This window comes from Streptomyces sp. TSRI0107 (genome assembly GCF_001905845.1).
In the GTDB taxonomy this organism is placed as follows: Bacteria; Actinomycetota; Actinomycetes; order Streptomycetales; family Streptomycetaceae; genus Streptomyces.
In genome coordinates this window covers 162,510-184,909 of sequence record NZ_LIVZ01000002.1, presented here as the reverse complement: position 1 = coordinate 184,909, position 22,400 = coordinate 162,510, and the positions used below count along the sequence as shown (strand labels likewise).

Here is a 22,400-nt window from a genome sequence, read left to right as displayed (position 1 = left end):
TTTATGGCAGCCATGGCGTCGTCCATGTCGGCGTCCATGGCGGCGCGCCGCGTGGGTGACGCGGACACGGGAGCGGGTGCGGGGCGGTCGGGGCATGAGTCTGCGTCAGATGGAGTACTTCCTCACGGTCGTGGAGGAGCAGTCCTTCACCCGCGCCGCCGAGGTGCTGCACGTGTCCCAGCCGGCGCTGTCCCACCAGATCAAGGCCCTGGAGCGGTCGGTCGGCGGCGAACTGCTGGAACGCCTCCCGCGCGGAGTACGCCTGACGCCGATGGGCCGCGCCTTCCGCCCGCACGCCGAGGTCGCCGTCCGCAGTGCCGCCCAGGCGCGCCGCGCGGCCCGCGCCACCGCCGGAGCCGAGGGCGGCGAACTGCACGTCGCGGCCGTCCACGCCCTCGCGGTCGGTGTCCTGCCTGAGGTCTTCGCCCACTGGCGCACCGCCCACCCGGGCGTCGTGCTGCGCCTGCACGAGTACGCCGAGACGGAATCCCTTCAGGACGCCGTCGAACGCGGCACGGCGGACCTCGCCCTCGGGCCGGCCCCCGCGGACTGGAGCGGCACGATCCTGCCCGTGGGCGAGGAGGAGATCGTCCTCGTGCTGCCGTTCGACGACCGCTTCGCCGGCCGTACGACGGTGTCGCTGCCCGAACTCGCGGACCGCGCCTGGATTCGCTGTTCCATGGAACCCTTCGTCCACGGCCGGCGCATCCTCGACTGGGCGTGCGGCCGCGCCGGATTCGTCCCGCGCAGCGCGGTGTGGACCGAGCACAGCTCCACGGCGGTGCGGATGGCCGCCGCCGGGGTCGGGGTGTGCGCCGTGCCCTCGCACATCGTGCGCGGCGCGGTCGGCGAGGACTGCGTGGTGGTGTCGCCCGACCCGCCGTGGAAGCGCACACTGAGCGTCTACACGCGCGTGCCCCCGACCGGCGTCGCGGAGGCCTTCGTGGACCTCCTGCGGGCCCGCTGGCCGCAGAGCACCGCACCGGCCCGGCTCACTCCTCCTCGCCGACCCGCTCCAGAAGCGCCACCGGCAGGGACTCCAGCAGCTCCGCCACGCGCGCGTACCCGCTGAACTCCCGCCCGGTGCCGAGCACGTCGGCCCAGCGTCCCGGCGGCAGCGCCAGCCGGGTGTCGCGCCAGCCGCCCGCCTCCGCCAGCCGCAGGGACAACCGGGTGACCGCCGTGACCACCTGCCCCGAACGCGCGTACGCCAGCAGGTGCGCCGCCGCGGGCCCTTCGGCGGCCAGCGGCGTGTACGTCGCCGTGTCCCCGAACGCCTCCGGCCGCCGCGCCCGCAGCCGCAGCGCGGCCGCCGTCACCGCGCCCTTGTCGCCGGGGTCCTCGGGCGGGAACCGCACCAGCCGCCGGTTGTCCGGATCGACCAGCGCCCGGTACTCCGCCTCCGTGCCCTGGTACACGTCCGGCACGCCCGGCATCGTCAGATGCACCAGGGCGGTGCCCAGCACGTTGGCCCGGATGTGCGGCTCCAGCGCGCGGCGCAGCCGGGCCACCGGCTCGCCCGGCGCCCCGCACGGCCCGGCCGTCACGAACGCGGCCACCGCTTCCTCGTACGGCGGCTCCTGCTCCGTCCAGCTGGTGTACATCCCGGCCTCGCGCACATGCTTCAGCAGCGCCTCCCGCACCCGCTCCGGGTCGGCCGGCCCCAGCCCGAACACGGTCTGCCAGGCCGCCCACGCCAGCTGCCCGTCCGGCGCGCCGGTGTCGGCGCGGCTCACCTCGCCCAGCACGTCCGCCCAGCGTTCCGGGCACTCGGTCAGCACCATGAGCGCGGCCCGCACGTCCGCACTGCGCTTGGTGTCGTGCGTCGAGACGACGGTCCCGGTGAGGGGCCAGTCGCGCTGCACACGCGCGCAGTACGCGTGGAACTCCTCCGGGGACACCGCGGGCCGCCCCGGGTTCCCGCCCACCTCGGTGGCCGACAGCAGCGGCACGTAGCGGTAGAACGCCGTGTCCTCCACCGACTTCGCGCGCAGCGCCGACGCCGTCTGCGCGAACCGGGTGCGGAACTCCAGCTGGTCGGGTCCGCCACCGTGCCGCCCGAGCACCAGCTCGCGGACCACGTCGACCGCGCCGGCCTCCTCCGGCACGGCGAACGCCGACCGGGCCCGCGCGGCGGCCTCCTCGGTGACGACCAGCGCCGGGTCGCCGGACTCGTAGGGCCGGTAGACCTCCATGCGGACCAGCAGTTCGCGCAGCGCGGTGTGCAGGGCCCAGGGCGCGCGGTCGCGCAGCGCCGGATCCGGCGACGCGGCGCACAGCCGGTTCGCCACCCGGGTCAGCCGGTCGACCTCGGTGGCCAGTTCGTGCTCCAGGACCCGGTACGCCGCCCGCCGCGCGGTCGCCTCCCAGTGCCCGCCCCGGTCAGTCTGGGGGGCCGCGAAACGCCGGTAGCGGGAGAGGAGTTCGGCGGCCCCGGACGGGTCCGTGAACACGCCGTCCACCCGCCGCAGGGCGTCGTAGCCGGTGGTGCCCGCGACCGGCCAGGACGCCGGCAGGTGCTCGTCGTCGGAGAGGATCTTCTCCACCACCGTCCAGCGGCCCCCCGTGGCCTCGTGCAGCCGCCGGAGATAGCTGTCGGGGTCGGCGAGACCGTCGGGGTGGTCGACGCGCAGGCCGTCCACGACTCCCTCGTGCAGCAGCCGCAGCACGGTGGCGTGCGTGGCGTCGAACACCTCCGGGTCCTCCACCCGCACCCCGATCAGCTCCGAGATGCTGAAGAACCGCCGGTAGTTCAGCTCCGTACGGGCCAGCCGCCACCACACCGGCCGGTACCACTGCGCGTCCAGCAGCCGGGGCAGCGGCAGGTCCTCGGTGCCCTCGCGCAAGGGGAACACCTGGTCGTGGTAGCGCAGCACGTCACCGTCGACCGACAGGTGCTCCAGCTCCGCGCCGAGCGGGTGACCGAGCACCGGCAGCAGCACCTGGCCGCCCTGCGCCTCCCAGTCGATGTCGAACCACCGCGCGTACGCCGACTTCGGTCCCTCCCGCAGCACCTCCCACAGGGCCCGGTTGTGCCGCGGGGCCATGGCCATGTGGTTCGGCACGATGTCCACCACCAGACCCAGACCGTGCTCCCGCGCGGTACGGGACAGCGCGCGCAGCCCGTCCTCACCGCCCAGTTCGGCGCGCACGCGCGCGTGGTCGACGACGTCGTACCCGTGCACGGAGCCCGGGACGGCCTCCAGCACGGGGGACAGGTGCAGGTGCGAGACGCCGAGCGAGGCCAGGTACGGTACGGCCGCCGCGGCGGCCGCGAACGGGAACTCGGGCTGCAACTGAAGCCGGTACGTGGCGGTGGGCACCGCGCGGTCAGGGCGCTCAGGTGTCATGCAAAGCCACATACCCGCCTTGCGGTGTTTCGTGTCATCGTCCCCTCCGCGCGCACCCGCGCGCGTGGCTAGCTTCGAGCGATGGGAAGCACTGGGTTGCGCCGCACGCTGGGGACCTATCGCGAGGTGATCGCGCTGACCGGGCCGCTGCTGCCGGCCGTGTCGTTCCTCGGGCGGCTGCCGACCGCGACCATCCAGTTCGGCAGCGTGCTGCTGGTCGCCCGCACCAGCGGGTCCCTGGCCGTCGCCGGCCTGACCGGCGGCGCGCTGGCGCTCGGGCAGGTGGCGTGCGGGCCGCTGGTGGGCCGGCTGGCCGACCGGCACGGCCAGCGCCCGGTCGTGCTCGCCTGCTCCCTGCTCAACGCGCTCGCCGTCACCGCGCTGGTGGCGGGCGCGCTCGCCGGTCCGCCGACGCCGCTGCTCGTCCTGCTCGGCGCGCTCGCGGGCGCGTCGGTGCCGCTGATCGGCCCGCTCGCGCGGACCCGTCTGGTGGCCCTCGCCCGCCGCTCCGGGGCCCCGGACGCCACGGTGGGCGCGGCGCTGTCCTTCGAGAGCACCCTCGACGAGATCTCCTTCGTGCTCGGACCCGCCCTGGTCGGCCTCGCGGCGGTCGTCGCCCATCCGGGTCACGCCGTCGCGCTGGCGGCCCTCCTGGTGGCCGTCTGCGGCACCGGCTTCGCCCTCCACCCGACCGCGCGGGCCACGGCACCGACCCGCTCGGGCCCCGCCCCCGAGTCCCCGGCCGCCCCGTCCCGGCCCCGGATGCCCCGCGCGGTCCACCCCCTGCGGGCCGCCCTCGCGCTCCAGGGCGCGATGTTCGGCGCCTGCCAGGCCGGCATCACCGCGCTCACCGAACGGCTGGGGCGGCCGGAGCAGGCCGGGCTGGTGTACGCCGCGATGGGCGTGATGAGCGCGGTCGCGGGGCTCGCCATGGCCGCCGTACCCGCCCGCTTCGGGCTGACGGCACGCTGGCGGACGGCCACCGCGGCGGCGTGCGCGCTGTCGCTGCCCCTGATGGCCACGGACGGCCTGGGCGCCCTGTACGCCGTCGTGACGGTGCTGGGCGTGGCCTACGCCCCGCACCTGATCACGGTGTTCGGGCTGACCGAACGAGTGGTCCCGCGAGCCCGGCTCGCCGAGGCGATGGCGTTCGCGACGAGCGCGCTCGTCGGCGGCCAGGCCCTGGCGCTCGCCCTCACCGGCCGGCTCGCCGAGTCGCACGGACCCGGAGCGGCCTTCGCGGTGGCGAGCCTGGCGGCCGCGCCGGCCTGCGCGATCGCGCTGACGGCGCGTCCGACGACGTACTCCGGACGCGCCGAGAACTCCCTCCACGCGCGCGTGCCCGAAAAGCCGGGCAGGCCCTAGCCGGGGACAAGCCCTAGCCGGGGACAAGCCCTAGCCGGGCAAGCCAGGATCTACGCGGGCCGCTGCAGCACCGTCAGGCTCCGGTCCAGCAGCCGCATCCGCTCCCCGGCCGCCACCTTCGCGCCCGTGCCCGGCTGCACCCCCTCCCGGAGGGCGGTGTCGACGACGACCTGCCACTGGCGGCCGTGGTTGACCGGCACCACGAAGTCCAGCGGCCTGGGGGAGGCGTTGAACATCAGCAGGAAGGAGTCGTCGCCGATGCGCTCCCCGCGCGGTCCCGGTTCGGAGATGGCGTTGCCGTTGAGGAACACCGACAGGGCCGAGGCCTGCGCCGACTCCCAGTCCCGCTGGGTCATCTCCCGGCCCTCGGGGGTGAACCAGGCGATGTCGGACAGGTCGTCGTGCGTGCCCTCCACCGGCCGCCCGTGGAAGAAGCGCCGGCGGCGGAAGACGGGGTGGTCCTTGCGCAGCCACACCATCGCCCGGGTGAACTCCAGCATCTCCGGGCCGAGGCCCTCGCCGTCCGGCCACTCCACCCAGGACAGCTCGCTGTCCTGGCAGTAGGCGTTGTTGTTGCCGCGCTGGGTGCGGGCGAACTCGTCGCCGTGGCTGATCATCGGCACACCCTGGGACAGCATCAGCGTGGCGATGAAGTTGCGCATCTGGCGGGCGCGCAGCTCCAGCACACCGGGGTCGTCGGTGTCGCCCTCCACCCCGCAGTTCCAGGACCGGTTGTGGCTCTCGCCGTCGCGGTTGTCCTCGCCGTTGGCCTCGTTGTGCTTGTGGTTGTACGCGACGAGGTCGTGCAGGGTGAAGCCGTCGTGGCAGGTGACGAAGTTGATGGAGGCCAGCGGGCGCCGGCCGTCGTCCTGGTAGAGGTCGGAGGACCCGGTCAGCCGGGAGGCGAACTCCGCGAGCGTGCGTGGCTCGCCCCGCCACAGGTCGCGCACCGTGTCCCGGTACTTGCCGTTCCACTCGGTCCACAGCGGCGGGAAGTTGCCCACCTGGTAGCCGCCCTCGCCGACGTCCCACGGCTCGGCGATCAGCTTCACCTGGGACACCACCGGGTCCTGCTGCACCAGGTCGAAGAACGACGACAGCCGGTCCACCTCGTGGAACTGCCGGGCCAGGGTGGCGGCGAGGTCGAAGCGGAACCCGTCGACGTGCATCTCGGTCACCCAGTACCGCAGCGAGTCCATGATCAGCTGGAGCACGTGCGGGGAGCGCATCAGCAGCGAGTTGCCCGTCCCCGTGGTGTCCATGTAGTAGCGGGGGTCGTCCGCGAGCCGGTAGTACTGCGCGTTGTCCAGGCCCCGGAAGGACAGCGTCGGGCCCAGGTGGTTGCCCTCGGCGGTGTGGTTGTAGACCACGTCCAGGATGACCTCGATACCCGCCTCGTGCAGCGCGCGGACCGCCGACTTGAACTCCAGCACCTGCTGCCCGCGGTCGCCCCAGGAGGCGTACGCGTTGTGCGGGGCGAAGAAGCCGATCGTGTTGTAGCCCCAGTAGTTGTTCAGGCCCATGTCCACCAGACGGTGATCATTGACGAACTGGTGTACGGGCATCAGCTCGAGGGTGGTCACGCCCAGCTCGGTGAGGTGCTCGATGACCGCGGGATGGGCCAGGGCCGCGTAGGTGCCGCGCAGCTCCTCCGGGAGCCCCGGATGGCGCATGGTCAGGCCCTTCACATGGGCCTCGTAGATCACCGTCCGGTGGTACTCGACCCGGGGCCGCCGGTCGTCGCCCCAGTCGAAGTACGGGTTCACCACGACGGACGTCATGGTGTGCGGCGCGGAGTCCAGGTCGTTGCGCCGGTCGGGCGCGCCGAAGTGGTAGCCGTACACCTCCTCGCCCCAGTCGACCGCCCCGCTGATCGCACGGGCGTACGGGTCGAGCAGCAGCTTCGCGGAATTGCAGCGCAGCCCGCGCTCCGGCGCGTACGGGCCGTGCACGCGGTAGCCGTACCGCTGCCCCGGCATCACACCCGGCAGGTACGCGTGCCGTACGAACGCGTCGCTCTCCCGTAGTTCCACCGCCGTCTCCGAGCCGTCGTCGTGCAGCAGACACAGCTCTACTCGGTCCGCGGCCTCCGTGAAGACCGCGAAGTTGGTGCCGGCGCCGTCATACGTGGCGCCGAGTGGATACGCCTCTCCAGGCCAGACCTGCATGGTTACGACTCTTCCAGGTGTGCCGCGCCACGGGGGGTGCCTTGGGCCCGAGTCTCCTTCGAAAGTGAGGGAACCTCCTCTGCCCTACTTCCCTCTTACCGGTCGACCAGTGCATACGACGTATGCCGAACCAGCGGGGCAGAAACGTACTCCCATGCGGACCGGGGGAGTAGGGGGAGATGTGCGCGACACAGTGCGCCGCCATCTGGGCAAGGTGGTGGCGGGAACGGGGATCGCGGTCGCGGGGACCGCGTTGATGATGGCGATCACCCTGCCGGGCACGGCCGGGGCGGACGACACGGCCGGGGGGCCGGCGTCGGGCCGCACGACCGGGCAGCCGGCCCAGGGGGAGAACCGGGCGGAGGGGACTCAGGACCAGGGAGCGGCCGTCGGGCCGGGCGTCGTCGAGGAGGCGCCGGCCGACGAGGAGACCGGCACCGGCCGCGACCCGCTCACCGACGACGAACGGGCGCGGGTCGAACGGCTCGCCCTCAGTAAACAGCTCTTCCGCTCCAGCGAGGACGTCGACGGCGACCGCGGCCCGCAGCGCGTCGGCCTGGACCTCGCCGAGCCGGAGGCCGACGAACTCGACGACCCGGACGCGCCCCGGCGCGCCGAGGTGTCCTTCTACGACTACAAGGACGACACCCTCGTCACCAGGACGGTGAACCTGGAGACCGGCAAGGTGGAGGCGACCGCCACCCAGCGCGGCGTCCAGCCGCCGCTGAGCCGCGCCGAGCAGGACGAGGCGGCCGGGCTGCTCCTCGCCGACCCGCTGGCCGCGGGCCTCAAGGCGGACTACGAGGACGCCACCGGCAAGGAGCTCACCTCCGCGGACCAGCTCCAGCTGCACAGCATGATCTACAAGTCGGCCCCGGGCGCCCAGCCCGCCGTCCTCGACCAGTGCGGTGAGCACCGCTGCGCGCGGCTGTACCCGAAGGTCAGGAACGGCCCGTGGATCGACGCCGGGCACCTGGTGGTCGACCTGAGCACCCGCAAGGTCGCCGCGCTCGACCGCGACTGAGCCCGCCGATGAACCCGCCGAGGGTTCGCCTTTCCAACTCACCCTCCGTCGGAGGACCCGCGTCCTCCTGTAAGGGAGTCACTTTTCCATGCGCCTCGACAGATTCAGCCGTGCCCGCACGCGCGCGGCCGTGGGGCTCACCGTGGCAGCGCTGGCCGCCGGAGCCGCGGCCGGCGCGGGACCGGCCGCCGCCCAGCCCGCGGCACAGCCGAAGGCCGCCCCCGCCGCGCCCGCCGCCGACTGCGGCGCCGCCTACCGCATCGAGCAGAAGCTCGCCTCCGGCACCACCTGGCGGATGTGCTGGCGGTTCGAGAGCCGGGCCGGGATCGTCCTGGAGGACGTCTCCTACCAGCCGCCCGGCGAACCCCGCCCGATCAAGGTGCTCAACAGCGCCAAGCTCGCCCAGATCCACGTGCCGTACGACGACGGCGGCAACGAGTTCAACGACCTGACGGAGTACTTCTTCGGCAACGGGCTGATGAACCTGTCGCCCGGGGAGTGCCCCGGCGGCACCATCAAGACGGTCAAGGTCCCGGAGCCCTCGTACTCCGACAGCTCGAACGTCAAGGGCCTGTGCACCACCACCCGCTCCCGCGGCCACGCCTACCGCTGGCTGTCGGACGGCGGGAAGTCCTACCAGAAGCAGGGCAAGGACCTGCTCGTCTACAGCGTCAACAAGGTCGACTGGTACGAGTACATCACCGAGTGGCGCTTCTCCGACGACGGCACGATCGCCATGAACGTCGGCGCGACCGGCAGCCTCTCGCCCAGGGACTACGACGCCGGGGACGGCCTCGGCTGGCCGATCGGCAAGGGTGCCAAGGACAAGGCGACCAGTCACAGCCACAACGTCTTCTGGCGGCTCAACTTCGGCCTCGACGGCTCCTCCAAAACGAAGATCGAACAGTACGACTCCGTCGTCAGCCCGCCCTCCCAGGGCCGCCCGGCACCGTCCAACAAGACCACGCGCACCAAGGTCACCAAGGAACTCGCCGGCGACTCCAAGAACATGCGCTGGTGGCGCGTGGTCAGCACGGCCGGCAAGAACAAGGACGGGCACCCGCGCTCCTACGAACTGGTGCCCGGACCCACCGCCAAGTACCCCGGCCGGGCGTTCACCAAGCACGACGTCTACTTCACCGAGTACAAGAAGTGCGAACAGTACGCCAGTGACAACCCGCACCACTGCGGCACCGGCGCCGGGAAGTCCGTCGACAAGTGGGTGGACGGGCAGACCCTCACCCGGCCCGTGGTCTGGATGAACATCGGCTTCCACCACGTCGCACGGGACGAGGACCAGCAGCCGATGCCCGTTCACTGGCAGGGCTTCACCATCGCCCCGCGCGACGTCACCGCTATGAATCCGCTCACTCCGAAGGAGCTGGCCGACCAGAACGGGCGCGTCACCCGGGGAAGTTGAGAAAACCGGCCTGCCCATCCGGCTGCACCGCCCACCGCTCCCGGAGTACCCTTCCTTGATCGTTGACACGGGGAGTGCCCGGGAACGGAAGGCGGTGCGCGGGTGGGCTCGGGAGGGCTGGAGTTGCCCCCAGGTGACGAGGGTCACGAGGGGAACTCCACAGACGTCCCGCCCGGCACGGTGTCCCTGGCCAGGCCGATGGAGACCAACTCCATCGGCCCTGAGCTGGACTGGGACGCCGAGGCCTGGCGCGAGGTGCGCACCCGCGCCCAGCGCGCCGGCCGGGCCTACATCTGGCTGAACCTCGTGGAGCAGCGGATGCGCGCCGTCGTGGCCGCCGTCCTGCGCCCCATCTACGAACCCGTCCACGGCGACGAGTGGGTCGTCGCCGCCGCCGGACCGGCCGGACAGGAGTGGGTGCAGCGCGCGGTCGCGGTCCGCGAGGTCAGCCGCCGCAAGGGCTACCTGCTCGACCCCGCCGACGACAACGTCCTCAGCTTCCTCACCCTGCCGCAGCTTCGCGAGCTGATGGTGCAGCACTGGCCCTGCTTCGAGCCGTACATCGACGAGCGCCGGGACGTCGAACTCGCCCTGGACGAGCTGGAGGTCACCCGCAACGTCGTCTCCCGCAACCGCGCCCTCTCCGAGGCCGTGCTCGGCCAGGCCGAGCGGGCCTCCGCGCGGCTGCTGGAGATCCTGGGCGCGGGCGGCGACGTGCCGTCGGCCCGCCGGCTGCCCGTCGACGCGGTCGAGGACCTGGTCGGCGACCGGTACGCCGACGTGGTGGCCGTCCACCCGGACCGGGTGCGGCTGATGCGCCAGTTCCCGGCCGAGGACATCTTCGGCGGCGCCCGCCGCCTCGACGCCATCGGCATCGGCCTCAACCTGCTGGTGCAGAACTTCTCCGGACGGCGCCTGGTCCGTCTCGCCGAGGCCGGCTGCCGGACCCGGCTGCTGTTCCTCAACCCCGCCTCCAGCGCGGTGAAGCGGCGCGAGCGCGAACTGGGCATCAAACGCGGTGAGCTGAGCCGGGCCGTGGAGATGAACATCCTGCACATGCGCCGGGTGCGGGCCCGGCTGCGCGACCCGGGCGCGTTCGAGATCCAGGTCTTCGACGAGACACCGCGCTTCACCGCCTACCTCGTCGACGGCGACGGCTCCGACGGCATCGCGGTCGTGCAGTCCTATCTGCGGCGCACCCGCGGCATGGAGGCGCCGGTGCTGGTGCTGCGCAACGGCGGCCGGGTGGTCAAGGCGGACGAACAGGACGGGGCGCTGGACGCCGGGCTCTTCTCCACGTACCGGGAGGAGTTCGAGGTGGCCTGGGCCGATTCGCGACCTGTGTCCTGAATGCCGGTGTCGTGAATGCCCGGTGGGGTAGGTGACCGGAACGCGGGCCGCCGATTGTCAGTGGCGCATGCGAAGGTGGAGACCACTGGGGGAAAGCACCACCGAGAAGGGGGACCGCCCATGGGCTGGCACCGCGAGCTGCTGATCGGCTTCGACCTGGAGACGACCGGGACGGATCCGCATGAGGCGCGTATCGTCACGGCCGCCGTCATCGAGGTCAGGGACGGGCAGCCGCTGGGCCGCAAGGAATGGCTGGCCGACCCGGGAGTCGAGATCCCGGCGGACGCGGTCGCCGTGCACGGCATCAGCAACGAACGCGCGGCCGCCGAGGGCCGCCCCGCCGACCAGGTCGCCGACGCCGTCGCAGACGTCCTGGCCGGGTACTGGAAGGCGGGCGTCCCGGTCGTCGCCTACAACGCCTCCTTCGACCTGACCCTGCTCTCCGCCGAACTGCGCCGGCACGGACTGCCGTCCCTGCGCGAGCGCCTCGGCGGCCAGGACCCCGCCCCGGTCGTCGACCCGTACACCATCGACCGCCGGGCCGACCGTTACCGCCGCGGCAAGCGCACCCTCGAAGCGGTCTGCGCGGAGTACGGCGTTCCCCTCGACTCCGCCCACGACGCCTCCGCCGACGCCCTGGCCGCCGCCCGCCTGGCCGGCGCGATAGCCGACCGCCACCCGAAGATCGCGGCCCTCGGCCCGGCGAAACTGCACCGCCGCCAGATCGAGTGGTACGCGGACTGGGCGGCGGACTTCCAGAACTTCCTGCGCCGCAAGGGCGAGCGGGACGCGGTGATCGACGGCAACTGGCCGCTGCGGGAGCAGCCGGCCGGGGCGGCGCAGCTCTGAGCTGACGGGTGGACCGGGGCGGGGCTCGGAGCCCGGTCCGAGTGGTCCGTCAGAAGGGGTACCAGCGCACCGTCTCGTCCCCGTCCCGCAGTGACGCCACCCGGCGCTCGAACTCGGCCAGTGCCTTGGGATTGCTCGGCGCGTGCTGGGCCACCCAGGCGCAGCTCGCCGTCTCGCGGGCGCCGCGCAGCACCGTACAGCCCTCCCAGGCGCGCACGTCCCAGCCGTAGGTCCCGGTGAACGCGTCGTACGCCTCGGCGGGCAGCCCGTACCGGTCGCGGGAGAGGGCCATCACCACCAGGTCGTGCTCGCGCAGGTCGGCGGAGAAGGTCTCCAGGTCTACCAGGACCGGCCCGTCGGGGCCGATGTGCACATTGCGGGGCAGCGCGTCGCCGTGGATCGGCCCCGGCGGCAGATGCGGGGTGAGCGCGGCCGCGGCCGCCGCGAAACCGTCCCGGCGCTCGCGCAGATACGCCGCGTCCGCCGGGTCGACGGCATCGCCGGCCAGACGCAGCCAGCGTTCCACACCGCCCAGCAGCTCGCGGGGCGGCAGATCGAACGAGGGGGAGGGCAACGCGTGGACGACCCGCAGCAGTTCGGCGAGGTCCCGCGGCTCGGCGGGCCGCACGGCATCGGGCAGCCGGTGCCACACCGTCACCGGGTGGCCCTCGACGAGCAGCGCCTTCGGCTCGGCCGCCCGCACCGCGGGGACACCGGCCTCTTCCAGCCACCCCGCGATGTCCAGCTCACGGCGGGCGCGGTCCAGCAGCTCGGCGTCCCGGCCCACCTTCACGACCAGGTCCCCGGCGGCGAACACGGCGTTCTCGCCCAGGGCGAGCAGCCGGGCGTCCCTTGCCGGGCCGGGCAGCACACCCGCCTCGGCCAGTACGTCCCGCGCCAGTGCCTCGTCCATCGTCCGCCTCCGTCTTCTCGATCCGTCGTTCCGCCGACCCGCGACCTGCCGATCCGCGACCTGCCGATCCGCGATCCGCCGATCCGCGATCCGCTGGTCCGTGATCTGCCGGTCCGTCGCCGTGGCCGGTTTCCGCCACTTGTCGGCCAGTCTCGCATCCGCACAGGTCGCACCGGGTAAGCGGCCGTATGCGCGGTGCCTTGACGGCGTATACCGCCTTCACGACCATGACGGTGGCCCGCCGGGCCCGGACCGTCACGACCCGCGCAAAGGAGCCGATGACGTGACAGTGGTGACCGAGGTGAGGCGCCCGGAGAAACGCGCGCCGAACCAGGGCCGCCGGCGGCGCGGCGCCGCCCACGGGGCCTGGTTCCTGGTACTGCCCGCGCTCATCCCGATCCTGGTGCTGAGCGTCGGACCGCTGCTCTACGGGGTCCTGCTGGCCTTCACCGACGCGCAGTCGGGCCGGACCGAGCCCACCCAGTGGATCGGCGGTCTCAACTTCCGGGACCTGGCGCAGGACACACTGTTCTGGGAGTCGTTCCGGATCGGCCTGGTGTGGGCGGTCGGGGTGACCGTGCCGCAGTTCCTGCTGGCCCTCGGCCTCGCCCTGCTGCTGAACCAGGAACTGCGCCTGAGATGGCTCGCACGCGCCCTCGCCATCATCCCGTGGGCGATGCCCGAGGTGGTCGTCGGCATCATGTGGCGCCTGGTGTACAACCCCGACGCGGGCATCCTCAACGAGACCCTGCGCGACCTGGGCCTCGGCGACGGCCGCGACTGGCTCAGCGGCCTCGGCACCGCACTCCCCGCGGTGATCGTCGTCGGCGTGTGGGCGGGCATGCCGCAGACCACGGTCGCCCTGCTCGCCGGGCTGCAGAACACCCCGCGGGAACTGCACGAGGCGGCGGCCCTCGACGGCGCGGGCGCCTGGCGCCGCTTCCGCACCGTGACCTGGCCCGCCCTGCGCCCGATCGCCCTCGCCATCACCGCACTCAACTTTATTTGGAACTTCAACTCCTTCGCCCTGGTCTACGTCCTGACCAACGGCGGCCCCGGCGGCCGTACCCGCCTGCCCATGCTCTTCGCATACGAAGAGGCCTTCCGCTACGGCCAGTTCGGCTACGCCGCGGCCATGGGCTGCGTCATGGTCGCGGTGATCTCGGTGCTGCTCGCCGTGTTCCTCGTCGGCCGGCTCAAGGGAGGTGACGACGCGTGAGAACCCGCACCACGGCCCGGATCGGACAGTACGCGGCGCTGCTCGCGTACCTGCTGTTCCTCGCCTTCCCGTTCCTCTGGCTGGTCTCCACGGCCTTCAAACCGCCGCAGGAACTGGGCAGTCTGCACCCCACCTGGATTCCCGAGAACCCCACCCTGGCCAACTTCCGGCAGGCCTTCGACGAGCAGCCGCTGCTGCGCGCGGCGCTCAACTCGCTGCTCGCGGCGGCCGCGGCGGCGGTGATCGCGGTACTGATCGCGACGCCGATGGCGTACGTCATGGCCCGGCACCGCACCCGGCTGGCGCGGGCGGCGACCGGATGGGTGGTGGTCAGCCAGGCGTTCCCGTTCGTGCTGGTGATCATCCCGCTGTTCCTGGTGCTGAAGAACCTCCGGCTGATCAACTCCCTGCCGGGCCTGGTGATGGTGTACGTGGTGTGGGCGCTGCCGTTCGCGCTGTGGATGCTCGCCGGGTACGTCCGCGCGGTGCCCACCGAACTGGAGGAGGCGGCCGCGGTCGACGGGGCCGGACGGCTGCGGACGCTGGTGTCGGTGACCGCGCCGCTGCTGGCGCCGGGAATCGTGGCGACGGCGCTGTTCGCATTCATCACCGCGTGGAACGAGTTCTTCTTCGCGCTGGTCCTGCTCAAGTCCCCGGAGAAACAGACGCTGCCCGTGATCCTCACCCACTTCATCGGCGCGGAGGGCGTCGCCGACCTCGGCCCGCTGGCCGCCGCCGCGTTCCTCGCCACCCTGCCGTCGCTGGTCGTCTTCGCCGTCATCCAGCGGCGGATCACCGGCGGCATGCTCGCCGGGGCGGTGAAGAGCTGATGCGCGCCAGGCTGACGGCGGCGTTCCTCGCGGCCCTGATGCTGCTCGCGGGCTGCTCCGGCGACGGCGGGGACGACGGGGACGGGGACGGCCGGATCACCCTGCGCTTCCAGTCCCTGGCCTGGCAGCAGGAGTCCGTCGAGGCCAACAAGGAACTCGTGGCCGAATGGAACGCCACCCACCCGGACGTCCGTGTCGAGTACGTCCAGGGCAGCTGGGACAGCGTGCACGACCAGCTCCTCACCTCCTTCGAGGGCGGCGAGGCCCCGGACATCATCCACGACGCCTCCGACGACCTCGCGGACTTCGCCTACGGCGGCTATCTCGCCGACCTGACCGACCTGCTGTCCGACCGCCTCAAGGCGGACATCCCGCGGCACACCTGGGACACGACGACCTTCGGCGACGGCGTCTACGGCGTGCCGTTCCTCCAGGAGCCCAGGGTGCTGATCGCCAACGCGACCTGGCTGAAGGAGTCGGGCGTGCGGATCCCGACGCCCGAGGACCCGTGGAGCTGGGAGGAGTTCCGCGCCGTCACCCGCCGGCTGTCCGGGGAGGGGAAGTACGGCGTGGCCTGGCCGTTGAAGGAGCCCGTCTCCGCCACGCTCAACCTGTCCCTGTCGGCGGGCGGCCGCCTGTTCCACCGGGACGCGGACGGCAGGGTCACCGTGCGCTTCGAGGCGGCCGACGAGGTCGTGCCGCGCACCGTCCACGACCAGGTCGCCACCGACCGCAGCGCCTCGCCCACCACCCTCGGCAGCGGCGGCTCCGACACCCTGCCCGGCTTCTTCGGCGGCCGGTACGCGATGGTCCCGCTCGGCTTCTCCTACCGCCAGCAGATCGCGCAGCAGGCCCCGGAGGGCTTCGACTGGCAGGTGCTGCCCGCCCCGGCCGGCGCGGACGGCCTCGCCCAGGGCGTCAGCCCGCAGACGCTGTCCATCGCCGAGGACAGCCCGCACAAGAAGGAAGCCGCCGCGTTCGTCGACTTCCTGCTGCGGCCGGAGAACATGGTGCGTCTCGCCCTCGGCGACTGGATGCTGCCCACCGGCACCGAGGCCCTGAAGGACCCCGCGCTGCGCACCGCCGAGCACGACTGGGCCACGGGCACCGCCCTGGCCGCCCACCTGCGTTCGGCGCCCGCCCAGTCGGTGCGGGGCTATCCGGAGTGGAAGGACAAGGTGGCGACCCCGGCGTTCCAGGAGTACTACAGCGGCGCGATCGGCCTGGACGAGCTGCGCAGACGCCTGGAGGAGGACGGCAACCTCGTCCTCGCCCGGTACCAGCGCTGACGAAAACGCGTTGCCCGCCCGGCCCCGGGGCGCCTAACGTCCGTTCCGTGGCAGCTTTCAACGCGATCTTCAACTCCGGTCACGGCCGGGGCATGACGTACTTCCTTCGGATGCGTCGTGGCCCCGGAGCCCTGACCGGCCTGGGGTCCCGCACGCGCTGATCACCCGGCGCCCCGCGTCCGCCACCCCTTCCTCTCACCTTTCACGGTCTTCCGGTCAGGGCCTTCGGCTGCCCTTTTCCGCATCTCACCGGAAGACAAGGACCGCAGGCCATGGCCCGCCCCACGCGCACCTCCAAGGTGCTCTCGCAGAACTTCCTCGCCGACCGCCGCACCGCCGAACGCTTCGCGCGCCTCGCCGTCCCGGACGGCCGCTCCGCCTCCCTGCTCCTCGAAGTCGGCGCGGGCAAAGGCGCCCTGACGGAGCCGCTCGCCCGCCGCTGCCGGGAACTGCTCGCCTACGAGATCGACCCGCGGCTCGTGACCGGGCTGCGCACCCGCTTCGACCGCAGCCCCCGCGTCCGGGTCGTCGCCGGTGACTTCCTCGCCGCCCGGCCCCCGCGCGTGCCGTTCTCCGTCGCCGGGAACGTGCCCTTCTCCCGCACCGCGGACATCGTCGACTGGTGTCTGAGGGCGCCCGCCCTCACCGACGCCACCCTCCTCACCCAGCTCGAGTACGCCCGCAAACGCACGGGCGACTACGGGCGCTGGACCCTGCTGACCATCCGCACCTGGCCGCGCTACGAGTGGCGGCTGGCCGGGCGGGTGGGCCGGCACCACTTCCGGCCCGCGCCGCGCGTCGACGCCGGGATCATCCGCATCGAACGCCGCCCCGCACCGCTGCTGGACGCCGCCGCGTACCGCGACTGGGCCCGACTGGTCGAACTGGGGTTCTCGGGGGTCGGCGGCTCGCTGCACGCGTCCCTGCGGCGCGCCCATCCCGGGCGCCGGGTCGACGCCGCCTTCCGTGCCGCGCGGCTGGACGCGGGGGTGCTCGTCGGCGAGGTGCCGCCGGAGCGGTGGCTGCGGCTGCACGAGGCGCTGACGCGGTGATCGCCGAAATAAGTTGCACGAGACGTATCGTCTCGCTTACGCTCCACGACATGACCAGCCGCGCCCACATCGCCATGTTCTCCATCGCCGCCCACGGCCACGTGAACCCCAGCCTGGAGGTGATCCGCGAACTCGTCGCACGGGGCCACCGGGTCACATACGCGATCCCGCCCGTCTTCGCGGACAAGGCCGCCGAGACCGGCGCCGAGGTGAAGACCTGGAACTCGACGCTGCCCTCGCCCGACGACGACCCGTCGGCCTGGGGCAGCACCCTCCTGGACAACGTCGAGCCGTTCCTGAACGACGCCATCCAGGCCCTGCCCCAGCTCATCGCGGCCTACGAGGGCGACGAACCCGACCTCGTCCTGCACGACATCACCTCGTACCCGGCACGGGTCCTCGCCCACCGCTGGGGCGTCCCGGCCGTCTCCCTGTCGCCGAACCTCGTCGCCTGGGAGGGGTACGAGAAGGAGGTCGCCGAACCGATGTGGGAGGAACCGAGGAAGACCGAACGCGGCCAGGCGTACTACGCGCGCTTCCACGCCTGGCTGGAGGAGAACGGGATCACCCTGCACCCCGACGCGTTCGCCGGGCGCCCCGACCGCTCCATCGTGCTGATCCCCAAGGCGCTCCAGCCCAACGCCGACCGCGTCGACGAGAGCGTCTACACCTTCGTCGGCGCCTGCCAGGGCGACCGGAGCGCGGAGGGCGGCTGGCAGCGGCCCGCCGGGGCGGAGAAGGTCGTCCTGGTCTCGCTGGGCTCGTCCTTCACCAAGCAGCCGGAGTTCTACCGCAACTGCGTCCGCGCCTTCGCCGGTCTGCCGGGCTGGCACGTGGTGCTCCAGATCGGCAGGCACGTCGACCCCGCCGAACTGGGTGACGTACCGGCCAACATCGAAGTGCGCTCGTGGGTACCGCAGTTGGCGATCCTCCGGCAGGCCGACCTGTTCGTCACCCACGCCGGGGCGGGCGGCAGCCAGGAGGGACTGGCCACGGCCACCCCGATGATCGCCGTCCCGCAGGCCGTCGACCAGTTCGGCAACGCCGACATGCTCCAGGGCCTCGGTGTCGCCCGGCACCTGCCCACCGAGGAGGCCACCCCCGAGGCGCTGCGCGCCGCCGCCCTCGACCTCGTCGACGACGCCGAGGTCGCCCACCGCCTGAAGGAGATCCAGGCCGACATGGCCAAGGAGGGCGGTACCGGTCGGGCAGCCGACCTCATCGAGGCCGAACTGGCCAAGTGCCGGGCATGAGTGAGGGCCCGTCGGTTCCCCCGGAACCGACGGGCCCTCCGTCATGAAGAGGACGCGATCACACCCTCAGCGGCTCCTCCTCGCCCCGCGCCGGCTCCGCCGCGATCGCCTCCGGCGCCTCGTCGTGCGTGAGGTCCGGCAGCCGGTGCAGCCACCGCGGCAGATACCAGTTGCGCTCGCCCAGCAGCGCCATCACCGCGGGCAGCAGCACCCCCCGGATGACCGTCGCGTCGATCAGCACGGCCGCCGCCAGACCGACGCCCATCTGCTTCATCGACTGCATCGACAGCGTTCCGAAGATCGCGAAGACGGCGACCATGATGACCGCGGCGCTGGTCACCACCCCGGCCGTGGTGACCACCCCGTGGGCGATCGCGTCCTTCGTCGTCCGCCCCCGCAGCCGCGCCTCACGGATCCGCGAGACCACGAACACGTGGTAGTCCATCGACAGGCCGAACAGGATCACGAACAGGAACAGCGGCAGCCAGCTGACGATCGCGCCGACGCCTTCCGCGCCCACCAGCGAGGCGCCCCAGCCGTGCTGGAAGACGGCGACCAGGATGCCGTAGGCCGCGCCCACCGACAGCAGGTTCAGCACGATCGAGGTGATCGCGACGGTCAGCGAGCGGAACGACAGCAGCATCAGCAGGAAGGCGAAGACCACCACGAAGACGAAGACCGGGACGACCGAGCCGGCGAGCTGGTCGTTGAAGTCCTTCGACCCCGCGACCTGACCGGTGATCGGCGCCTCCACACCGTCGACCTTGCCGAGCGTGGCCGGCCGCACCTCGTCACGCAGCTTGTCCAGGCTCGCGCCCGCCTTGTCCAGGTCGGAGCCGCCGACCAGCGGGACGTAGACGAAGGCGACGTTCCGCTCGTCGTGCAGCTTGATCTCGACCGGGCCCCGCGAGGCACCCGAACTGACCGCCCGCGCCCGGAAGTCGGCGAGCGCGTCCCGCACCTCGGGCGCGTTGATGTCGTCCGCCTTGACGACCACCTCGGCCGGCTCGGAACCGCCCGGGAAGGCCTCGTTGACCCGGTTGTACGTCTGCACGATCGGCAGCGAGTCGCCGAACTCCTGGTCCAGGGTGAGCTGCTGCGTCTTCATGCCGACCGCCGGAGCCGCGATCGCCAGCAGCGCCCCCGTCGCCACCAGCACGGACACCACGGGCCGGGCGAGCACGCCCTTCAGCACGGCCGTCCAGAACCGGCTCTCCCCGCTGCCGCCGCGGCGCCGCCGGGACAGGAACGGCAGGCGGCCCTTGTCCACCCGCTCACCGAGCAGCGACAGCAGCGCCGGCAGCACGGTCACCGAACCGACCATGGCGACCGCCACCACCATCAGCGACGCCAGACCCATCGCCTCGAACTCGGCGAGCCCGGTGAACAGCATGCCCGCCATCGCCACGCACACCGTGACACCGGAGACGACGATCGCGCGGCCACTGGTCGCGGCGGCGATCCGCAGCGCGGTCTGCGCGTCACGCCCCGCGGCCCGCTCCTCACGCTCCCGGCGCAGATAGAACAGGCAGTAGTCGACACCGACGGCCATACCGACCAGCAGCATCACGGAGTTCGCGGTGTCACTCATCGGCATCACATGGCTGACGACGCCCATCAGGCCCATCGTCGCCATGATCGCGGTGATCGCCAGCAGCACCGGCAGCAGCGCCGCCACCAGCGCGCCGAAGGCGATCAGCAGGATGCCCAGGGCCACCGGAACGGCGGAGTACTCGGCCTTCTTGAAGTCGTCGCCGAACGCGTCGTCGAACGTCTTCATCATGCTCGCGCCGCCGATCTCCTCGATCCGCAGCGTCCCGTGGTCCTTCTGAACCTCCTCGACGGCCTTCAGCACGGGCTCCACCCGCTCGCCCGCGGTGTCCGCCTCGCCACGCATGTCGAACTGCACCAGCGCGCTGCGACCGTCCGCCGAGATGGTCTTCGTGTCGTACGGCGAGGTGATGTCGGTGACCCGGCCGGTGCCGTCGACCGCCTTCATCACGGCGTCCACGGCGGCGCGGAACTCCGCGTCGGTCGCCTTGGTGCCGCCGTCCTTCGACTGGATCAGGACCGTCTCGCTCGCCGGTTCGTCGATCCCCGCATCCTCGATGATCTTCGCCGCGGTGTGCGTCTCACCCTTGAGCTGATCGCTGTCCTTGACCTCGACCTGGCCCGCGGCCGAGCCGAGCCCCATCGCCAGGACCACGAACAGCACCCATATGCCGACGGCCGCCCAGCGATGCCGGGCGCTCCAGCCGCCCGCCCGCGCGGCGAACCCCCGCACCCGTATTTGTCCGTCGGACATGACAGTCCCCCTGCCGGTCTTCATGCCGGGCTGCCCCTCGTGCACGGTGGCGGCCCCCTGCCGCCACCTTTCGCTTCGAAGGTAGGCGCCGCGTAAGGCCATCTCGTCGTACTGCCCGGTGAAGCCCGCAGGCCCCGACTCATCCCCTCGGCCCCCCGCTCCTCACCACTGAGGAGGACCACGGCCCCTTACATCTATCGGGATATCCCTGGGACACCCGGCCGTCCGCGCACGTGAGTTGTGGATTACGCAACCTTGTTGATTAAGTCACAAGAGCGTGTAGGTGTTGATCCATCCCCCCTGTTTCGGCGAGAGTTTCGCGCACCCCCACCGGGGGACCGCGGCCGTCGTGCCCGCCCCCACGGGGCACGACGGCCGCTTAGGGTGGGCGGGTGACGACGTATGCGGCGCTGCTGCGCGGAATCAACGTGGGCGGCAGCAAGAAGATCCCGATGGCCGGCCTGCGCGCCCTGATCGAGGGCCTCGGTCACGACGACGTACGGACCTATCTGCAGAGCGGCCAGGCCGTGTTCGCCGCCGGCCACGGCGACGAGGAGTCCCTGGCCGCCGGACTCACCCGGGCGATCGAGAAGCAGTACGGCTTCCCGGTGGACGTCATCGTCCGCGACCACGCCTATCTGAAGGCCGTCGCCGACGCCTGCCCGTTCCCCGCCGCCGACCTGGAGGCCAGGCAGCTCCACGTCACCTACTTCTCCGCCCCCGTCGACGAGGCGCGCTTCGCCGAGGTCGACCGGGACGCCCACCTCCCGGAGGAGTTCCGGCTCGGCGACCGTGCCCTCTACCTGTACGCCCCCGACGGACTCGGCCGCTCCAAGCTCGCCGACGTCCTGTCCCGGCCCCGCCTGACCAAGGGCCTGATCGCCACCACCCGGAACTGGAACACGGTGCTGAAGCTGGTGGAACTCACCGCCCCGCGCTGACCGTCGGGGAACCCCGGCCCGCACCCGCTCGTCTTCCCTGACAGAACCGCACAACCGGGCGGCGCGACGGAGGCGAGGGGCGATGGCGACGCAGGCGAACGACCCGACGAAGCTCGAGACGACACTGCCCGACGGGCGGCGCGTGACCCTGTCGCTCCCGTCGACGGACGCGCCGTGGGCCGCCGACGGCATCCAGGGCCTGCGCTCCGTCCCGCCCACCCACACGGGCCGCGGCGAGGAGCCCCCGGCCCTGCCCTCCCGGCCCCCGCTCCCGCTGGAAGTGGCCCTGCTGGGGCTCGGCCTCTGAGCGGCAAGCGTTAGGCGTTAGGCGCCGACCGCCGCCAGCATCGGCGTCCGCGCGGCGTCGTACCGCTCCAGCAGCACCCGCGCCACCTCCGGCGCGGGACCGAGCACATCGGCCAGGACGTCCGCCTCGGCCGCGCCCCGCGCGATGCGGTCCGGGAGGAAGCCGGGCGCGAGGACGTACGGAGCGACGGCGACCCGCGCGCAGCCGAGGGCGCGCAGTTCCCGCACCGCGTCCTCGGTCCGGGGAAGGGATGCGGAGGCGAACGCAGGCCGCACGGCGCACCAACCGGTGTGCCGCCACTCCCGCGCGATTTCTGCGATCACTGCGATCGCCTCCGGGTCGGTGGACCCCGCCGAGGCCAGCACGACCCCGGTCGAGGACTTGTCGGCGGGCGTCAGCCCCGCCTCGTACAGCCGCCGGTCCAGGGCGGCGAGCAGCAGCGGCGACGGGCCCAGCACCTCCGCCTGCCGGATCCGCATCCGGGCCGGTGCCTCCCGCAGGACCGCGGGGATGTCCGCCTTGGCGTGGAAGGCACGGGTCAGCAGCAGCGGCAGCGCGACGACGTCGCGGACGCCCTCCGCCGCCAGCGACTCCAGCACCCCCTGCACGGAGGGGATGTTGAAGTCCAGGAAGCCGGTCTCCACCCGCAGCCCGGGCCGCAGCGCGCGTACCCGCTCCACGAGGGCGTGCACGGTCGCGGCATGCCGCGGGTCGCGGCTGCCGTGGGCGACGACGACGAGGACGGGACGCACCGGCTTCATGGGA

At 72.4% G+C, this 22,400-nt stretch carries 17 protein-coding genes and 1 pseudogene; 13 read left to right on the top strand and 5 right to left on the bottom strand.

The features are described 5' to 3' along the window. Window positions 1-94 precede the first annotated feature (94 nt). A complete protein-coding gene (locus AMK31_RS05030) occupies window positions 95-1,072 on the top strand; it encodes a LysR family transcriptional regulator (protein ID WP_073939146.1) in 978 nt (325 codons plus the stop codon). Here the strand turns inward: AMK31_RS05030 and treY are convergent. Then, window positions 993-3,350: a malto-oligosyltrehalose synthase gene (treY, locus tag AMK31_RS05025; protein WP_073939145.1), complete on the bottom strand. Its 2,358-nt coding sequence runs from the start codon at window positions 3,348-3,350 to the stop codon at window positions 993-995. The genes AMK31_RS05030 and treY overlap by 80 nt on opposite strands. A gap of 81 nt (window positions 3,351-3,431) precedes the next feature. On the opposite strand from treY, the gene AMK31_RS05020 reads away from it, so the two are divergent. Further along, window positions 3,432-4,715: an MFS transporter gene (locus AMK31_RS05020; RefSeq protein WP_073939144.1), complete on the top strand. Its 1,284-nt coding sequence runs from the start codon at window positions 3,432-3,434 to the stop codon at window positions 4,713-4,715. A gap of 50 nt (window positions 4,716-4,765) precedes the next feature. Here the strand turns inward: AMK31_RS05020 and glgX are convergent, their stop codons facing one another. Further along, complete coding sequence (gene glgX / locus AMK31_RS05015; RefSeq protein WP_073939143.1) at window positions 4,766-6,883, bottom strand: glycogen debranching protein GlgX; 2,118 nt, start codon at window positions 6,881-6,883, stop codon at window positions 4,766-4,768. 181 nt (window positions 6,884-7,064) lie between these two features. Here glgX and AMK31_RS05005 point away from each other — a divergent pair, with 181 nt between their 5' ends. From AMK31_RS05005 to AMK31_RS04990, 4 genes are all read left to right on the top strand, one after another. Further along, window positions 7,065-7,907 (top strand): Tat pathway signal sequence domain protein, encoded by an 843-nt coding sequence (locus AMK31_RS05005; RefSeq protein WP_073939142.1) that lies wholly within the window; start codon window positions 7,065-7,067, stop codon window positions 7,905-7,907. Between the two features lie 88 nt (window positions 7,908-7,995). After that, complete coding sequence (locus tag AMK31_RS05000) at window positions 7,996-9,327, top strand: copper amine oxidase (protein ID WP_073939141.1); 1,332 nt, start codon at window positions 7,996-7,998, stop codon at window positions 9,325-9,327. A 102-nt stretch (window positions 9,328-9,429) separates the two neighbouring features. Then, a complete protein-coding gene (locus AMK31_RS04995) occupies window positions 9,430-10,677 on the top strand; it encodes an SAV2148 family HEPN domain-containing protein (RefSeq protein ID WP_073939140.1) in 1,248 nt (415 codons plus the stop codon). Between the two features lie 120 nt (window positions 10,678-10,797). Next, window positions 10,798-11,526, top strand: coding sequence for a 3'-5' exonuclease (locus AMK31_RS04990; protein ID WP_073939139.1), 729 nt, complete (start codon window positions 10,798-10,800; stop codon window positions 11,524-11,526). A 49-nt stretch (window positions 11,527-11,575) separates the two neighbouring features. Here the strand turns inward: AMK31_RS04990 and AMK31_RS04985 are convergent, their stop codons facing one another. Beyond that, the gene (locus AMK31_RS04985) at window positions 11,576-12,439 is read right to left on the bottom strand and encodes a phosphotransferase enzyme family protein (RefSeq protein WP_073939138.1); all 864 of its coding nucleotides are present in this window, start codon (window positions 12,437-12,439) and stop codon (window positions 11,576-11,578) included. Window positions 12,440-12,722: 283 nt separating this feature from the next. Between AMK31_RS04985 and AMK31_RS04980 the strand changes: the two genes are divergently transcribed. From AMK31_RS04980 to AMK31_RS04960, 5 genes and pseudogenes are all read left to right on the top strand, one after another. Further along, window positions 12,723-13,658 carry a carbohydrate ABC transporter permease gene (locus AMK31_RS04980; protein WP_073939137.1) on the top strand — a complete coding sequence of 312 codons (936 nt, stop codon included), beginning with the start codon at window positions 12,723-12,725 and terminating at the stop codon, window positions 13,656-13,658. After that, complete coding sequence (locus AMK31_RS04975; protein WP_073939136.1) at window positions 13,655-14,488, top strand: carbohydrate ABC transporter permease; 834 nt, start codon at window positions 13,655-13,657, stop codon at window positions 14,486-14,488. The genes AMK31_RS04980 and AMK31_RS04975 overlap by 4 nt, the downstream gene beginning before the upstream one ends. After that, window positions 14,488-15,777, top strand: coding sequence for an ABC transporter substrate-binding protein (locus AMK31_RS04970; RefSeq protein ID WP_073939135.1), 1,290 nt, complete (start codon window positions 14,488-14,490; stop codon window positions 15,775-15,777). Before AMK31_RS04975 ends, AMK31_RS04970 begins: the two co-directional genes overlap by 1 nt. A gap of 272 nt (window positions 15,778-16,049) precedes the next feature. Further along, window positions 16,050-16,829, top strand: coding sequence for a 23S rRNA (adenine(2058)-N(6))-methyltransferase Erm(O) (gene erm(O) / locus AMK31_RS04965; protein WP_073939134.1), 780 nt, complete (start codon window positions 16,050-16,052; stop codon window positions 16,827-16,829). Window positions 16,830-16,842: 13 nt separating this feature from the next. Beyond that, window positions 16,843-18,082: pseudogene (locus AMK31_RS04960) on the top strand (glycosyltransferase). A 58-nt stretch (window positions 18,083-18,140) separates the two neighbouring features. On the opposite strand, the gene AMK31_RS04955 reads toward AMK31_RS04960, so the two are convergent. Next, the gene (locus AMK31_RS04955) at window positions 18,141-20,387 is read right to left on the bottom strand and encodes an MMPL family transporter (RefSeq protein ID WP_073939132.1); all 2,247 of its coding nucleotides are present in this window, start codon (window positions 20,385-20,387) and stop codon (window positions 18,141-18,143) included. Window positions 20,388-20,779: 392 nt separating this feature from the next. On the opposite strand from AMK31_RS04955, the gene AMK31_RS04950 reads away from it, so the two are divergent. Continuing rightward, a complete protein-coding gene (locus tag AMK31_RS04950) occupies window positions 20,780-21,328 on the top strand; it encodes a DUF1697 domain-containing protein (RefSeq protein ID WP_073939131.1) in 549 nt (182 codons plus the stop codon). A gap of 82 nt (window positions 21,329-21,410) precedes the next feature. Continuing rightward, window positions 21,411-21,635: a hypothetical protein gene (locus tag AMK31_RS04945; RefSeq protein ID WP_073939130.1), complete on the top strand. Its 225-nt coding sequence runs from the start codon at window positions 21,411-21,413 to the stop codon at window positions 21,633-21,635. A gap of 17 nt (window positions 21,636-21,652) precedes the next feature. On the opposite strand, the gene AMK31_RS04940 is transcribed toward AMK31_RS04945, so the two are convergent. Further along, a complete protein-coding gene (locus AMK31_RS04940; RefSeq protein WP_073939129.1) occupies window positions 21,653-22,396 on the bottom strand; it encodes a sirohydrochlorin chelatase in 744 nt (247 codons plus the stop codon). Between the last annotated feature and the right edge of the window lie 4 nt (window positions 22,397-22,400).

Excerpts from the sequence above, each read along its gene's own strand:
- AMK31_RS05030 (WP_073939146.1), top strand. The coding sequence starts at position 95 with ATGAGTCTGCGTCAGATGGAGTACTTCCTCACGGTCGTGGAGGAGCAG.
- treY (WP_073939145.1), bottom strand. The coding sequence starts at position 3,350 with ATGACACCTGAGCGCCCTGACCGCGCGGTGCCCACCGCCACGTACCGG.
- AMK31_RS05020 (WP_073939144.1), top strand. The coding sequence starts at position 3,432 with ATGGGAAGCACTGGGTTGCGCCGCACGCTGGGGACCTATCGCGAGGTG.
- glgX (WP_073939143.1), bottom strand. The coding sequence starts at position 6,883 with ATGCAGGTCTGGCCTGGAGAGGCGTATCCACTCGGCGCCACGTATGAC.
- AMK31_RS05000 (WP_073939141.1), top strand. The coding sequence starts at position 7,996 with ATGCGCCTCGACAGATTCAGCCGTGCCCGCACGCGCGCGGCCGTGGGG.
- AMK31_RS04990 (WP_073939139.1), top strand. The coding sequence starts at position 10,798 with ATGGGCTGGCACCGCGAGCTGCTGATCGGCTTCGACCTGGAGACGACC.
- AMK31_RS04985 (WP_073939138.1), bottom strand. The coding sequence starts at position 12,439 with ATGGACGAGGCACTGGCGCGGGACGTACTGGCCGAGGCGGGTGTGCTG.
- AMK31_RS04970 (WP_073939135.1), top strand. The coding sequence starts at position 14,488 with ATGCGCGCCAGGCTGACGGCGGCGTTCCTCGCGGCCCTGATGCTGCTC.
- AMK31_RS04955 (WP_073939132.1), bottom strand. The coding sequence starts at position 20,387 with ATGTCCGACGGACAAATACGGGTGCGGGGGTTCGCCGCGCGGGCGGGC.
- AMK31_RS04945 (WP_073939130.1), top strand. The coding sequence starts at position 21,411 with ATGGCGACGCAGGCGAACGACCCGACGAAGCTCGAGACGACACTGCCC.
- AMK31_RS04940 (WP_073939129.1), bottom strand. The coding sequence starts at position 22,396 with ATGAAGCCGGTGCGTCCCGTCCTCGTCGTCGTCGCCCACGGCAGCCGC.